A 13,928-nucleotide genomic window follows, 5' to 3' on the forward strand; every position below is an offset into this window, starting at 1 on the left:
AGGAAAAGGAGGATCCTTATGTGGAATAAGCTAAAAGGTTTGTTTAAACCGAAAACATGTGCGATCTGTAAAAACAAAGCTGAGCAGCCTGCGATTTATTATAATGATGAGGGGGAAAAGGTATTTGTCTGTTTTAAATGCGTACCTTACGCGGAAAGAAGAGCTTTCCGCAAAGGCTGAAGGAGGTTACGTATGAAGCTCTTCCAGAACCTCACCGATTTTTTTATCATGAATCACCAGATCGGCATAGGAATCAAATGGTGTTTCATCCCGATTAACAATCACTAATTTTGCTCCGTGATCTTTAGCGATTAAAGGAAATTGATTCGCCGGGGTGACAGAAAGAGAGGAGCCCAGAACGATAAATAGTTCCGCTTTTTCAGCTTCCTCATAGGCGAACTGAAACGCCTCCTGAGGTAATGACTCACCAAACAGAACAATGGAAGGGCGTAAAATTCCCTCGCATGCAACACAATAGTAATCCTCGGCAACATATTCCTCACTGCTGTATTCTCTGCCACAGGATTGACAATGGAGCTTTTGAAGAGTTCCATGCAATTCAGCAACCTGGGTGGAGCCTGCCTCCTGATGAAATCCATCAACATTTTGGGTAATAATGGACTTTACCTTTCCCTGCTGTTCCCACTCAGCCAGTATGTAATGTCCTTTATGCGGATGATATTCCTTTACTCCAAGAACCCGCTGCCGATAAAACTCAATAAACTCTTCCACGTTGTCATTCAGGGCATTTGTGTTGGCGATTTGGCTTGGATCCTTTTGCTTCCACAGCCCGCTGGAGGAACGAAAATCAGGCAGTCCACTTTCTGTTGACATCCCTGCTCCTGTAAAAACGACTGTATACCTGGATTCCTGCAGCCATTCTTTTAAAATCATGCTTTACCCACCTTTTTCATATAGTGTTTTTTATAAGGGTACAAAAATATCCTAATATAAAAGGGAGGTCTGTTCAAATGGCATAAACTTAAATACATGGCACCAGGTCTGCATAGTAAAATCGGTCCCTGCCACTAAACAAATCCTTTTGGACGGTTAATGTTTCATCAGGGCGAAAGCGAATTTTGTGCTTGAAGAGTGGACCATCAAATACAAATGTGTGAAATTCACCATTTTCGCCGCATGGATCCACGTGTGACGGAAGGTCGTTCAAAAATGAGCGGTTGATCACTCTTCCTGTAAATGCTGAATCAAGCTGTTGTCCATCTGTACAGGTGACTATCGTTTGATAGCCTTCATTAAGAAATTCATTGATTAATCGCCGAGTATCTTCTCCCCAAATAGGAAAGACAGGCTGGATGGTAGTATCCTTCAGCATGGTTTCCCTGTATTTTCTAATATCTTCAAGTCGAATATCTCCAAACATCATATGTGTTACATCATCCATGATAAGCTCCTGTATCATCCTGCTCATTATTTTTTCATATGTGTCATTTGAACAATTTTTCGGGATGTAAACCTTTTGCAGAGGGATGTTTAATGCAGAGGCCTGTTCATCCAGCAGGGCTTCCCGGACTCCATGCATGGTGGTGCGTTCATTGTCCTCTGTAATGGTCGTAACAAGGCAGCATACATCCCACTCATTAGATGCTATGATTCTATTTAAGGCAAGGATAGAGTCCTTGCCACCACTGAAGGATATTGCGATTTTCTTTTTCAAAGTATTCACCTCAAAAGGCACAAATGATGTTTTTTTAATAGATTAATTTTATAAGAGGTAAAAAGTAGGAAGGAAGGAAAAAAGGAGCGGGAGAAAGCGGAATTCACAGAAAGACTTCACTTAAAGTTAAGTGAGGTCTTTTCTAAATGAGCTTCTGTTTTTGCAGAAATTCCACAATCATGTCTTTGTTGGATATTAGTAATCGGCCATTATCGTTGGGGATTACCTTATTCCCCTTACAGGTTGGGCAGGTTTCTTTCTTGATTTCCTCTTCGTATTTGTCACGGGCAATGGCCATTGCCTGATCAAATGTTGGGTATAACAGTTCCAGGTCCTCTAAAATTTCGCGAAACCGATCCGAAAACACTTCCACATAGCCTTTCCCGTTACAGTGATGACAGGTTTCCTCTAAGTTCAGAAACAAATTTTTCTGTTTTCGCATCATCTGTTTCATTCACTCCCTCCATTCGAAAAGTATTCCTAACACCTTATGAAAAATGAAAAACAAAAATAACAAATAGTGGAAAAGATTAGATTAATATTTGGAGTCCTGGTACCTTACTGATTGGATAAAAAGTGTGAAGTTTTGCTGAGTTGAGTAGTTATCATTAACGCTGGAGAATAACTGGTGAATTTAATTGTACCAAAAATAAGAAAATTTGGCAATATGAAGACAAGTCTGTTTATTTCTCTGTATTAAAGAACAATATTTAGATTTGATTGTCCATTCTGAAAGGGTAACGGTGGGTAGAATGAATTAAAATTGGAAAGATAAAAATACGTTTTACAGGAGGAAACGAAAAATATAGATGCCTCGCTGAATCAGGAGGACCAGATTGTCTTTGCCTGAATCATCCATAATATGGATCAATTGGTAAACATTTATCCCATATAAAAGAGCTTAAAAGTAGTAAATGGAGTCTGGTTATGTCATAATCTTTTTTTGTATATAGAGGGATTCCATAACATTGAGGAGCTGCAAGAATGATTACAAATCTGAAAAATGCTAAATACTTAGATGTTATTTTTAATAGTATTTCGGATATGGTCTTTTTAGTGTCGGTTGGTAAGGATCAATCCTTCCGTTACGTAACGGTGAATCAGCAGGTCATGAATCTGCTTAAGTTTCCAAAGGATTACAATGGTAAAAGAATAGAGGAAATCATGCCTGAAACATCAGCAGAAAAGATTACGGGGAAATATAAGGAGGCTATACAAAATCAGGAAACCATATCCTATGAAACGCCGCTGAAATTTCCCTTAGACGAAAATAAGGCTGAAGTCAGGCAGGGGTGGGTAGAGTCGAATGTTACCCCGATCTTTAACGAGGAGGGCAATTGTGAGCATGTCATTGCCATCACCCGGGAAATTACCAACAGAAAAAATCAGGAAAAAGAATTAAGACGAACAAAGGAAGAACTGGAAAAGGTTTTTAATCATGTAGCAGATGCGGTATTTATGTTTGATGAGAACGGAGAGTACCTGGCTGTGAATCCGGCCTTTACAACCATGTTTGGGTGGACAAGGGATGATGTTTTTTATAATCCCGAAGTGACTATTATTCCTGAAAACCAGAAGGCGGAACTGGATAACCTTTTCCGACGCTTAAAGCAGGGGGAGGTTATTGATGCCAATCGTTCCCAGAGGAAAACCAAGGACGGCAGTGTCATCGAAGTCCTGTCCTCCTATTCTCCTATCATGGAAGACGGTACGATGATTGGAGGAGTGGCTGTATATAAGGATGTGGCAAAAATTATTGAATTAAAGGATCAACTGAAAGAATCGGAAAACCGGTATCAGATGATTGTGGAACATTCCAATGATATGATTAGAGTCGTTAATCGTGACGGCTACATCCAATATGCTTCCCCTGCCCATCAGGATATTTTAGGGATTCACCCTGACTTTTTTGCGGGGAAATCCTATCTTTCCTTTATTCACCTTGAAGATATGGCTAAAGTGCAAAATGCTTTTTCAATGATTATAGAAAATAAGCAAAGTATTAAGTTTGAATATCGGCGTCTGAATAAAGATGGAGAGTATGTCTGGGTTGATACGCGTGGGGGGCCTGTTCTCAGTGCTTCTGGAGAAGTTGACCAGGTTGTGTTTATTTCAAGAGATATATCCAATCAGAAGGAGAAAGAAAAGGAATTAATGAATATGGCGCTGTTCGATGAATTAACAGGACTGCCAAATCGCACCTTTTTCCATCACCAGGTTGAAATTGCGATGAATACAACGAAGCGGAAAGGAACGATTACAGCCGTCCTTATGTTAGACAGTGATAATTTTAAAGAGATTAACGATAGGTACGGACATGATACAGGGGATAAAGTGATTAAAGAGGTTGCGAGACGGGTACAGAATTCGGTCCGTGACACGGATACGGTTTCGAGAATGGGTGGAGATGAATTCCAAGTCGTTCTTCCTGACCTTGAAGATAAAGAGGACGCAATAAGAGTCAGTGAACGTATTCGGAAGGAAATGAAGCAGCCCTTTGAGGTTTCGGCCAGTGGAGATGCGATTACCACAACAGTGAGTATTGGGATTTCCTATTATCACGGAGAGGAAAAAACGTATGAGAAACTCCTCAAGGAAGCAGATAATGCCCTTTACAAATCAAAGGAATCGGGCAGAAACCAATGGGCCGTTTACGAAAAAGAACGCTAGAAAATTTTAAAGCAAAAATACTTTCATAACTGAATAAATAACGCGATACGGTCAGTTTCCACATATTTAAGGGGGACTGACTTTTTTGTATTTTTATACCGGATACTGTTCGACAGATTTCCAATATCCATATAAAATATAAGATAGATGGCTATGGGCAGGAGGTTCTGGTCGTGGAGTTTTTTACAGCCTTAAAAAACAGCTTCTTACTACCTGAGAAAAAAGCGTTGTTTCGGTTAAATCGTATTTCCATGCGTAATACCATTGTTTATATCAGTGTGATTCTATTTCTCCTCTTTATTCCGGATGTCTTACAAATGATTATTCATTTTGAGGATGCAGAGATTCCAAGGAGCATGTATGCACTTCAATTAATTGTCATATATCCTTTTTTAATCATTTTTTTAGCCGTATCAGGGATTTCGCTGCTGGCGGGTGTTTCGTATCTGATCAAGGTGCTGTTTAGACGGAGACTGGCATATCAGCAGCTTTGGAAAATGACGGCTTTTGCACTGACCATACCTTTACTTTTACACGTTTTATTAAAGTATACGGTAGAATATACGTTCATGATTAATGGGGCTCCATTGCTGGTGCTGTATCTCATCATGTACAGGATGATTATGGTTTATCCTCAAAGGCGCAGGGAATAATTAGAATAGTTGTTATTATTTAAAAATCATGATATTTTTATTATTGGAAGACTTCAATATGGAGTTTTATAAGATGTACATTTGTTACATAAAAGGGATATCTACGGTGTTACAGATAGATTTCCTGAAAGAATATAGATTCTTTTACGTCTAAGAATGGGGGAATTGAAAATGGCATTTGTCATTACTGCACCTTGTAAAGAGGAAAAGTCCGGGGAATGTGTAGAAGTGTGCCCGGTGGATTGTATAGAAGAAGGAAAGGACATGTTTTATATAGATCCGGATATCTGCATTGATTGCGGAGCCTGTGAAGCTGTATGTCCAGTCGAAGCTATCTATCATGAGGATGATATGCTGGACGAGGATGTCCCATATCTGGAAGCTGCCAGAGAATTTTTTGCGAATAAGTAAGCAGGATTAGGAAAAACTCCCGTCAGGTAAAAGCGGGAGTTTTTTGTCTGTTGGTAATTAGTAAAATAACCGCAAAGGAGCTCTTAACCATGAAGGAAATCTACAGTGATATCATTCAGTTTCGCGGGTCCCATTATGATTATGGACGAATGCAGGGGGAGCAATTAAAGAATTCTTTAATCGTAAAAAATCGGGAACGGCAATGGAAGGTGAGAAGACCACGATTTTCCGTTGATGAACAGGAAGCGAGGGATGCCATTCGCCGCTTTGCTCCTGGCATCTGGGAGGAAATCATTGGTCTGCAGGATGCTTTGGAATGGCCGATAGAACGTGTGTTAATGGAATTCAGTGGTTATCGCTTGCCATACGCTCGTTCGGGCTGTTCGATTTTGACAGGGGAAAATTATTTTATTCGTAATTATGATTATCATCCGAAGACTTATGAGGGCCGGTATGCACTCTATCAGCCAACGGATCATGGCTATGCGACGGCGGGTCCTCAGCAGAAAATTACAGGGCGTCCGGATGGAATCAATGAAAAAGGCCTGGTATTAGGTTATAACTTCATGCATCGAAAAAAGCCGGGAGAAGGGTTCATCTGTCATATGATTGGCCGGATGGTACTTGAAAATTGCGCCAATATAGAAGAAGCTGTGGCTATGTTAAAGGAAATCCCACACCGCCATTCCTTTAGCTATATTGCCTATGATCAGGGTGGACAGGCCTTTGTTGTCGAGGCATCCCCGAGAGGAACAGAGGTGCGTCAATCCACGGTCTGTACGAACCATTTTGAAATGATGAAACAGGAAAATCGTCATCACCTGGTTGACTCCTATAAGCGTTTAGAGGCAATGGAGCAGGGGAAATCAACCATTCAGAATTCCTATGATGCTTTCCGTCTGCTGAACGATACGGATAGGGGAGTTTTCTCAAAACAATATAAAAACTGGGCGGGTACCATTCATACCTCAGCCTACTTTCCAAAAGAAAAGAAAGCGTGGTTTGCTTTGGGCGGTGATCAGGAGCCGGCAGAAATAGACTTTGGAGATTGGGTATCGGGAAATGATCTGAACATGGACCGCATTTATGGGGAAGTAGATACAGATCTTCCTTTTGTTCACATGGATGAAAATGCCACCTGGTTTAAGTAAGAAATAAAAAACCTGCAGGACCTTAATGAAGTCCTGCAGGTTTTTTATAACGGGTTCGGTTGTGAAGTACAAGATGTAAAATAACAACCCTTTTATCATTCCAATTAAAGTAAAGGGCACGATTGTTGAACAAGCGGTGCGGTAATATCTTTTTTGTTATTACATAAAATAGGCTTTAAGGGAGAATTGTTGTGCAAAGGAAGATTATTGATAAGTTCAGGTATTATTCCTTTGTCATCAAAGTGAGAGTGAAATTGCTTTGTTCCACAAACGAGGGCTTTAGTTGAAGAAGAAGCCATTTAAATTCATAGGAAAAGGAGCTTGATTGTCCAAGCTCCTTTTTATTGTGTTAAATTTACTGTTAATTTATATGTCATTTTCAGTGTTAATTTATATGTCATTTTCAGTGTTAATTCCTAACCATTTAAGGGTCTATTCACATTGTTTTTAGTGTTTTGCACTCCAAAACCGAACCCGTTAGGTTTTTCATTGAGTGCTTTTTTTGAAATTACTTCCTGAGACGTCTGCTACATTTTCAATGGCGATGAGCGCTTCAGGATCAATGTCATTTGCAATGCTTCGAACGATTGACAATTCAATACGGGTGACAACGGTGTAAATGATCTTTTTGGGATCATTTGTATAAACCCCTTCTCCATGAAAAAAGGTGATTCCACGCCCCAACTGCTGAATGAGTGAATCTGCCAATTCATCCGGAACGTCGGAAATAATCGTTACAGACTTGAGCTCCTCCATACCTTCAACAACGACATCAATCATTTTAAAGGCGATGTAATAAGTAATGATGGAATACATAGCCGTTTCCCAGCTGAAGACAAGTAAAGCAGCCAAAATAAAAATGAAAAAATTCATAATCATAACCAGCTGTCCTACAGATACCGGGCGTTCCTTACTGAATAAAATCGCGATAATTTCCGTTCCATCCAGTGCCCCGCCGGTACGAATCACCAGTCCGACGCCTGTTCCAAGAATCACCGCGCCGACAATCGTGGCTAAGAATAAGTCGTCCGTAACAGGCTCGAATTGATGCATAATGGCCGTGAAAATCGAGAGGACAACAATCCCATACAGTGTATGCATCGTAAATTTCCTTCCCATGCGGCGAAAGCCAATCAATAAAAAAGGAATATTAAATAAAATGATAAACACACTCATCTGATAATTGGTAATCGCACCTGCAATAATCGATAGTCCGATGACTCCACCGTCCAAAATGTCATTGGGAACGAGAAATAATTCCAGACCTATACTTGCAATGATGGCTCCAATGGTGATCATAAAGATTTGCATAATCTCTTTAAGGACTTTTTTTCTTCTGATTTTGGACAACAGAATCAGCCTTTCCTTCAAGTTGATGACCTCATACAGTACATATCATAACCATTCGCTTATAAATCATAATCGAAAGGTGAAGAGGACTGATCAGGATGACGGCCATAGAGACAGGTGCTGCAGACAAGATGTTTCTCATAATGTATACTCAAATTAACGATGAAACCTTTAGTTCTTATATGGCAGGTGTTAAAAGATGGAAAATGAATTTGTAGTAGGATGGGGTACACTAGCCTTGATTAATGCCGGGCTGGCGCAAGGAAAAAATCGTACGGGTCTAAACTGGTTTTTACTATCGTTATTCCTCGGTCCTTTAGCAACTTTTATCCTGTTATTTGTGGAGAAAAGGGAGGATTAGAATAGGCAAAAAAAGCGGAAGCACACGCTTGTCCAGCTGCGGCTCCTAGGTCAAGGCGGATATAAGCCAAAGCCATTGCGTGGCCAAAACCATGCCACTCCATGTCTTCGTCTTATCCCGCATGACCTGATCAGTCGCCTCCGCTCTTCTAATGTCCAGCTGCGGCTCCCAGGCCCAAGCGGTCATAAGCAGAATACCCTCCATGGCCAAAAGCGGCCACTCCGGATATTCTGCTTATGCCGTCGGGCCTAAACGGCCGCCTCCGCTTTTCCGAATTTACCTTGCTATTTCCACACATCTTCAGCAATCTGAATGACATGACGGAGCTTATTCCATTGTTCTTCCTCTGTGAGCAGGTTTCCTTCTTCTGTCGATGCAAACCCGCATTGTGGACTCAGACACAATTGGTCAAGGTTTACATATTTACCTGCCTGTTCAATTCTGCGTTTTACGTCGTCTGCTTCCTCAAGCTTACCGGATTTTGATGTAATCAGTCCAAGTACCAACTTTAAATCATTGCGGTGGACAAAACGCAGGGGATCAAATCCTCCTGAACGTTCATCGTCATATTCTAAAAATAGCCCATCAACATCGAGTCCGCCAAAAATCGTTTCAGAGGCGGCATCATAGCTTCCAGATGAAGCCCAGGTGGACTGGAAATTGCCACGGCAAATGTGCATGGTAATCTGTAGGTCATCCGGGCGATTTGCGATGGAATTATTAATGGTTTTGGCGAAGTACTTTTGTAATTCCTCAGGTTCCTGACCACGTGAGCGAATCATTTCACGGCCTTTTTCATTAAAAAACAGGGACCATGACGTATCATCCAGCTGTAAATAACGGCAGCCAGCATCGTAGAAGGCCTGAATCGCTTTCTGATAAGCTTTGGTTAAATCCGTTAATAAAGCGTCGTCATCCTTGTAAAAATGGGTGTTATTTTTTCCCCTGAACCAAAGCATATTTGGGCTTGGAATCGTCATTTTGGCGGTGTGGCTGCCGGCCAGACTATGTACGTATTTATAATGGTCAAGCATTGGATGATCACTGAAATCGATGCTGTCAGTAATTTTTACGCCGTGAGCTTTTGTTTTGGTTCCATGGAACTGAATGCCTTCTCCCGTATTATAGCCCTCTACACCATCCAGACCTTCAAGGAAGTCAAAATGCCACCAGGCCCGGCGGAATTCTCCATCCGTTACGGCCTGTAAGCCAATTTCCTTCTGCTTTTCTACAATCCGTGCGATTTCCTGGTCTTCAATCTCTTTCAAACGTTCGGCGCTTATTTCACCTTTTTCCTTTTGAATTCGTCCCTGTTTAATTCGCTCGGACCTTAATAGACTGCCGACGTGATCAGCCCGAAATGGAGGGTTTACCCTTGTTTTTGATTGTGTTATTTGACTTTGAACCATGAAAATCCCTTCTTTCATAAAATTTAATAAAAAAGAGCCTTCATAAGAAGAAGGCTCTTTTTGTCAACGGAACATTCTTCTTATCTTTAAGGTATTCTACTACCTTACTGGAATTAGCACCGGGCCTGTTACAGGCTGGTTGCTGAGGTGTCATCGGGCCAGTCCCTCAACCTCTCTGGATAAGAAAAGTACGTTATGGAGTTGTCTTAAGAACTTTCTATCAATATATAATAAATGATTCAGAAAGGCAACACTTTATAAAAAATTTCCACAAAAAGCACCAGGAGCGGAGTCGTTTGAAAATAAACAATAGTAAATAAAAAAGCACCATTCTTTTTTTCTGGCCAAAAAAAAGTTATCATCTATAAGGAGTACTTTTTCATTTAGGTAAATCAGCTGTTTACAGGTGGACAAACAGGGGTGTTGCCGATGAATATGAATGGTTTTTCCACCGCAGGCTAAAAACGAGTGTATAATAGAGGAGTTGAGCGTATGCAAATTGACAGGATGGGGTTTTTGTATGACTAAAGGAAATAAAAAGCATAACCATGAACCGCAGAATATAGAAGTATGGGAAGATCTTGTACATATAAAGGATTTAGGGCTTGCCCTTCTTATCTGTGGGGCTGGAGCATTGGGAGGATATTTTCTTGCTCCAAACAATGCCTCTGAACCTTTATTTTATGGACTGGCAGGTGCCGTGCTTGGATTTATCATCAGCAGTTTTATTATTAAACCAAAACGTACATTTGAAGAGATAAGGGAAGAGGATCAATGATGGATATTAGTTTAATTTTACAGATGGTGCTCGTTGCTGGAATTGCATCTGTACTCTATACATTAATCGGAGTGGCACCTGGTACAGATGAAACAGCTGTCTTAGCACCCGTAACTCTTGTTTTAGTTCTGGCTGGATTTGAACCTGTGATTATTTTAACGTTCTTCATGGCAGCGATTGTAGCCAAGAAATTAACTGATTCGATTCCGGTTGCTGTTGCCGGTATTCCAGGCGGGGTGATGTCGGCACCAATGGTAGAACATGCCCTCGTCTTGAAGAAACACGGACTGGCGGATACCAGTATTAGAAAAATGGCTTCCGGCTCGGTGATTGGAACGATTGTATCGATTCCTATCAGTTTTGCTTTGGCAAATGTTCTTTCCGAATTTTCGGAGGTTATTAAGGAGTATACCGATCCCATTTTCTTTTTTGGAGCTATCTTTTTAGCCTTAATGACTAAAAATAAGTGGCTTGCCTTAGTATCTATATTGCCGCTTGCTCTGTTAATTCAAGGGCTGCGTCACTTATATTGGGGAGTCGGGATTGTTCCTGAGGATACGACGGTATTTATCTCCTTTTTCTTAGGAATTACTATTGGTCCTGTGATATTAACCCTATTTGAATTGTTAAATGGTGACTTACGTTCAAAATTAACGCGTCACGATACAAAGAAGATTTCCTTTAAAATCAGCAAAAAAATTAAGGGGTTTCCGAATCCGTTTCGTATTCTGACAAAAAATGAGACGGTTTCAAGCTTCTTTTCTTCCATATTAGGTGTGGGGACCTTTTTCTTAAGTCCTGTGGGTATGACCATTATGATTGGTGAGGTTGTGGCAAGTAAGATTAAGGATCCGGTCAAAAAGGCTGCACGTGCCATTTCATCGATGGATGCTTTAACAAATGCGGCTTATATTAGCGGGACTTTAATTCCACTAATTGCACTTGGCATTCCATTATCGCCAACAGCTATTGGACCTGGACATGCACTGTTTAATGCACCACCAGTTTTTACACAGGACCATAATTTGCATCATATCTTATCAATGTCTGAATTTTTTTGGGCGACAATTATTGGTGCCGGAATTGCGATTTTGATTACGTATTTTGTAACGGTGAAGTATGCGGTGCAGATTTGCCGCTTTGTCTTTAAGCGTATTCCGCATGAGGCGATGCTGGGCTTGTTTTTCGGGCTGGTTCTTCTCCTCGCCTATATGGATGCAGGCTGGCTGAATGTTGCCGGAGTTCTGCTTATTGGACTGGTTGCAGGCGTCCTTAACCGGTTAGGCGTCAACTACGGTGTTCAGTTTATGACATTATATGCAGCACCATTTATTGTTAATACGTTATTTTAAAAACAGAATTGATTGAATAGAAGTGGGGGATGTTTATGCGTTCATCTTCTCAAATAAAGGGAGAGGGAACTGCCCATAGTAAACTCATCTTAATTGGAGAACATTCAGTTGTATATGGGGAGCCGGCGATTGCTCTTCCATTTCCATTACTTATGGTAAAATCAACGGTACAAGAAGGTGCTGGTGAAATTACCATATCCAGTGACTTTTATAATGGCCCGCTCGGTACGATTCCGGACCGGTTGGAGGGCATTGCTGTATGTATTCGTGAATCGTTAAAATTCTTAGCCAAACCGGCAAAAGATATACATTTTACAATCAAATCCATGATTCCGATTGGTCGTGGTCTGGGTTCAAGTGCGGCCATTGCTACCTCGGTCGTACGCAGCCTTTTTTCTTATTTTGAAAAGACATTATCACACCAGATGTTAATGTATCTGGTTGATATTGCTGAAAAATACGCCCATGGGAATCCAAGTGGAATTGATATGGAATGTGTGTCACGAGATGTCCCTATTTGGTTTAAGAAAGGGGAGGCCATTCAGCCGATCGAAATGGGAGTACCATTGAATCTGGTTGTGGCTGATTCAGGCCGAATTGGAGATACACGGGCAGCAGTAACAGCGGTTCGGGAAAAATATGAAAAGCATTACCAGAAAGCCAAGCAATCGATTAAATATATTGGTGACATGACGCGTAAGGCAAAATCCATTTTAGCCGGAGAACGCCCGGAAAAATTAGGCGGACTGTTGAACAAAGCCCAGGAGGAATTAATGAAGCTTGGCGTCAGTGATGGGAACCTGAATGAGCTCGTCACCTGTGCCCGGAATGCCGGTGCATTGGGAGCAAAATTAACAGGTGGCGGACGCGGGGGCTGTATCGTAGCCCTGGCTAAAAATATGGAGGATGCTGAGCGTATTTCCGATTCCCTGAAAGCAGCTGGGGCAAAGGATACATGGTTTTTCACCCTGGGAATGTCCCAATCCGCATCGATGAATGAAGCAAGCAGAGGAGATTTAATATGAAGGCGGTAGCGAAAGCACATACAAACATTGCCCTTATTAAGTATTGGGGTAAGCGAAATGATGAACTGATTTTACCGATGAATAACAGTCTGTCTCTCACATTGGATCATTTTTATACGACCACGGAAGTTCAGTTTGATGAGGCTTTACAAACAGATACGTTTATTTTTAACGGGGAGACCGCCAGCGATTCAGAGTCTGCCAAAATTTCCAGCTATCTGGACCGAATCAGACAATTTGCCGGTGTACAGATGTATGCAGCCGTTCGTTCGGTGAATCATGTTCCGACATCAGCAGGTTTTGCTTCGTCTGCATCAGGGTTTGCCGCTTTGGCTGCAGCTTCAACTAAGGCACTGGGTCTTGATTTGGACAGGAAAACCCTCTCCATCCTTGCCCGTCAAGGATCAGGATCTGCGTGCCGTTCCGTTTTTGGAGGATTTGCCGAATGGGAAAAAGGAAGCCGGACTGATGGTTCCGATTCCTATGCCGTGCCGATTATGAGTAAAACGGAGTGGGATGTCCGTGTATTGTCCGTGCTGCTGGAATCAAACGAAAAGCCGATCTCCAGCCGTAAAGGGATGAAGCGTACAGTGGAGACCTCTCCGTTTTATTCAGGGTGGCTTGAAGCAGTTGACCATGAATTAAAAGAAATAAAAACAGCGATACGAACGAAAGACTTTGAGCGGTTAGGAAAGGTCGCCGAAGCCAATGCATTAAAAATGCACGCAACGATGCTGGGCTCCCATCCGCCATTTACCTATTGGCAGAGTAGTACAATGGCTGTCATGGAAGAAGTACAGCATCTGAGAGATAAAGGAATACAGGCTTATTATACGATTGATGCAGGACCTAACGTAAAAATTCTGTGTCTTCCGGAAGACGAGCAGAAGATACGGGATGAGCTGGAAAATCTGGAAATGGTGAAAGGCATATACGGCTGTCGACCTGGTCCCGGTATTGAATATAAAGAGAAACTTCCATCACTGGGGGATTCTCCATCCCCCAGTGATGGTTAGTTGAACTTATCAGGAATTTACCGGACGTTTATCCCCACTTAGTCTTGTTGGGTTACCCTCAAGACTTGAAGAAGGGA

Annotated in this window: 15 protein-coding genes and 1 riboswitch; of the genes, 10 read left to right on the top strand and 5 right to left on the bottom strand. The window is 41.6% G+C overall.

The window, feature by feature from the left end; all coding sequences use genetic code 11:
* The first annotated feature begins 18 nt into the window (after positions 1 to 18).
* Positions 19 to 180, top strand: a complete 162-nt coding sequence (locus ABD006_RS16645) for a hypothetical protein (protein WP_343843530.1) — start codon at positions 19 to 21, stop codon at positions 178 to 180.
* Between the two features lie 6 nt (positions 181 to 186).
* Here ABD006_RS16645 and ABD006_RS16650 read toward each other — a convergent pair whose 3' ends face one another.
* From ABD006_RS16650 to ABD006_RS16660, 3 genes are all read right to left on the bottom strand, one after another.
* Entirely contained in the window at positions 187 to 891 is a 705-nt protein-coding gene (locus ABD006_RS16650) for an NAD-dependent protein deacylase (protein WP_343843670.1), read from the bottom strand.
* Between the two features lie 91 nt (positions 892 to 982).
* Positions 983 to 1,675: a Dph6-related ATP pyrophosphatase gene (locus tag ABD006_RS16655; RefSeq protein WP_343843533.1), complete on the bottom strand. Its 693-nt coding sequence runs from the start codon at positions 1,673 to 1,675 to the stop codon at positions 983 to 985.
* Positions 1,676 to 1,817: 142 nt separating this feature from the next.
* Positions 1,818 to 2,129 carry a hypothetical protein gene (locus tag ABD006_RS16660; RefSeq protein WP_343843534.1) on the bottom strand — a complete coding sequence of 104 codons (312 nt, stop codon included), beginning with the start codon at positions 2,127 to 2,129 and terminating at the stop codon, positions 1,818 to 1,820.
* A 530-nt stretch (positions 2,130 to 2,659) separates the two neighbouring features.
* Here ABD006_RS16660 and ABD006_RS16665 point away from each other — a divergent pair.
* The 4 genes from ABD006_RS16665 (at position 2,660) to ABD006_RS16680 (ending at position 6,560) form a co-directional block, all read left to right on the top strand.
* Complete coding sequence (locus tag ABD006_RS16665; protein ID WP_343843537.1) at positions 2,660 to 4,345, top strand: diguanylate cyclase; 1,686 nt, start codon at positions 2,660 to 2,662, stop codon at positions 4,343 to 4,345.
* Between the two features lie 173 nt (positions 4,346 to 4,518).
* Entirely contained in the window at positions 4,519 to 4,998 is a 480-nt protein-coding gene (locus ABD006_RS16670; protein WP_343843539.1) for a DUF1189 family protein, read from the top strand.
* 171 nt (positions 4,999 to 5,169) lie between these two features.
* Entirely contained in the window at positions 5,170 to 5,409 is a 240-nt protein-coding gene (locus ABD006_RS16675) for a ferredoxin family protein (protein WP_044156858.1), read from the top strand.
* 89 nt (positions 5,410 to 5,498) lie between these two features.
* Positions 5,499 to 6,560 (top strand): C45 family autoproteolytic acyltransferase/hydrolase, encoded by a 1,062-nt coding sequence (locus tag ABD006_RS16680; protein ID WP_343843546.1) that lies wholly within the window; start codon positions 5,499 to 5,501, stop codon positions 6,558 to 6,560.
* A 486-nt stretch (positions 6,561 to 7,046) separates the two neighbouring features.
* Here ABD006_RS16680 and ABD006_RS16685 read toward each other — a convergent pair whose 3' ends face one another.
* Positions 7,047 to 7,871: a YitT family protein gene (locus tag ABD006_RS16685; protein WP_425542242.1), complete on the bottom strand. Its 825-nt coding sequence runs from the start codon at positions 7,869 to 7,871 to the stop codon at positions 7,047 to 7,049.
* A 238-nt stretch (positions 7,872 to 8,109) separates the two neighbouring features.
* Here ABD006_RS16685 and ABD006_RS16690 point away from each other — a divergent pair, with 238 nt between their 5' ends.
* Positions 8,110 to 8,271, top strand: a complete 162-nt coding sequence (locus ABD006_RS16690; protein ID WP_343843548.1) for a hypothetical protein — start codon at positions 8,110 to 8,112, stop codon at positions 8,269 to 8,271.
* A 284-nt stretch (positions 8,272 to 8,555) separates the two neighbouring features.
* Here ABD006_RS16690 and ABD006_RS16695 read toward each other — a convergent pair whose 3' ends face one another.
* Positions 8,556 to 9,680 carry a 5-methyltetrahydropteroyltriglutamate--homocysteine S-methyltransferase gene (locus tag ABD006_RS16695; protein WP_343843551.1) on the bottom strand — a complete coding sequence of 375 codons (1,125 nt, stop codon included), beginning with the start codon at positions 9,678 to 9,680 and terminating at the stop codon, positions 8,556 to 8,558.
* A gap of 77 nt (positions 9,681 to 9,757) precedes the next feature.
* A riboswitch (SAM riboswitch) is annotated at positions 9,758 to 9,866 on the bottom strand.
* Between the two features lie 334 nt (positions 9,867 to 10,200).
* On the opposite strand from ABD006_RS16695, the gene ABD006_RS16700 reads away from it, so the two are divergent.
* Genes ABD006_RS16700 through mvaD form a run of 4 tightly spaced genes read left to right on the top strand, consistent with a single transcriptional unit; the run spans position 10,201 to position 13,851 of the window.
* Positions 10,201 to 10,458, top strand: coding sequence for a hypothetical protein (locus tag ABD006_RS16700; protein WP_343843555.1), 258 nt, complete (start codon positions 10,201 to 10,203; stop codon positions 10,456 to 10,458).
* A complete protein-coding gene (locus ABD006_RS16705; RefSeq protein WP_343843558.1) occupies positions 10,458 to 11,810 on the top strand; it encodes a tripartite tricarboxylate transporter permease in 1,353 nt (450 codons plus the stop codon). Before ABD006_RS16700 ends, ABD006_RS16705 begins: the two co-directional genes overlap by 1 nt.
* Before the next feature lie 35 nt (positions 11,811 to 11,845).
* On the top strand, positions 11,846 to 12,835 hold the full coding sequence (gene mvk / locus ABD006_RS16710) for a mevalonate kinase (RefSeq protein WP_343843560.1): 990 nt from the start codon (positions 11,846 to 11,848) through the stop codon (positions 12,833 to 12,835).
* The gene (gene mvaD / locus ABD006_RS16715; protein ID WP_343843563.1) at positions 12,832 to 13,851 is read left to right on the top strand and encodes a diphosphomevalonate decarboxylase; all 1,020 of its coding nucleotides are present in this window, start codon (positions 12,832 to 12,834) and stop codon (positions 13,849 to 13,851) included. The genes mvk and mvaD overlap by 4 nt, the downstream gene beginning before the upstream one ends.
* Positions 13,852 to 13,928: the final 77 nt, after the last annotated feature.

Origin of the sequence: Salinibacillus aidingensis, from assembly GCF_039522525.1 — a bacterium.
Classification (GTDB): Bacteria; Bacillota; Bacilli; order Bacillales; family Alkalibacillaceae; genus Salinibacillus; species Salinibacillus aidingensis.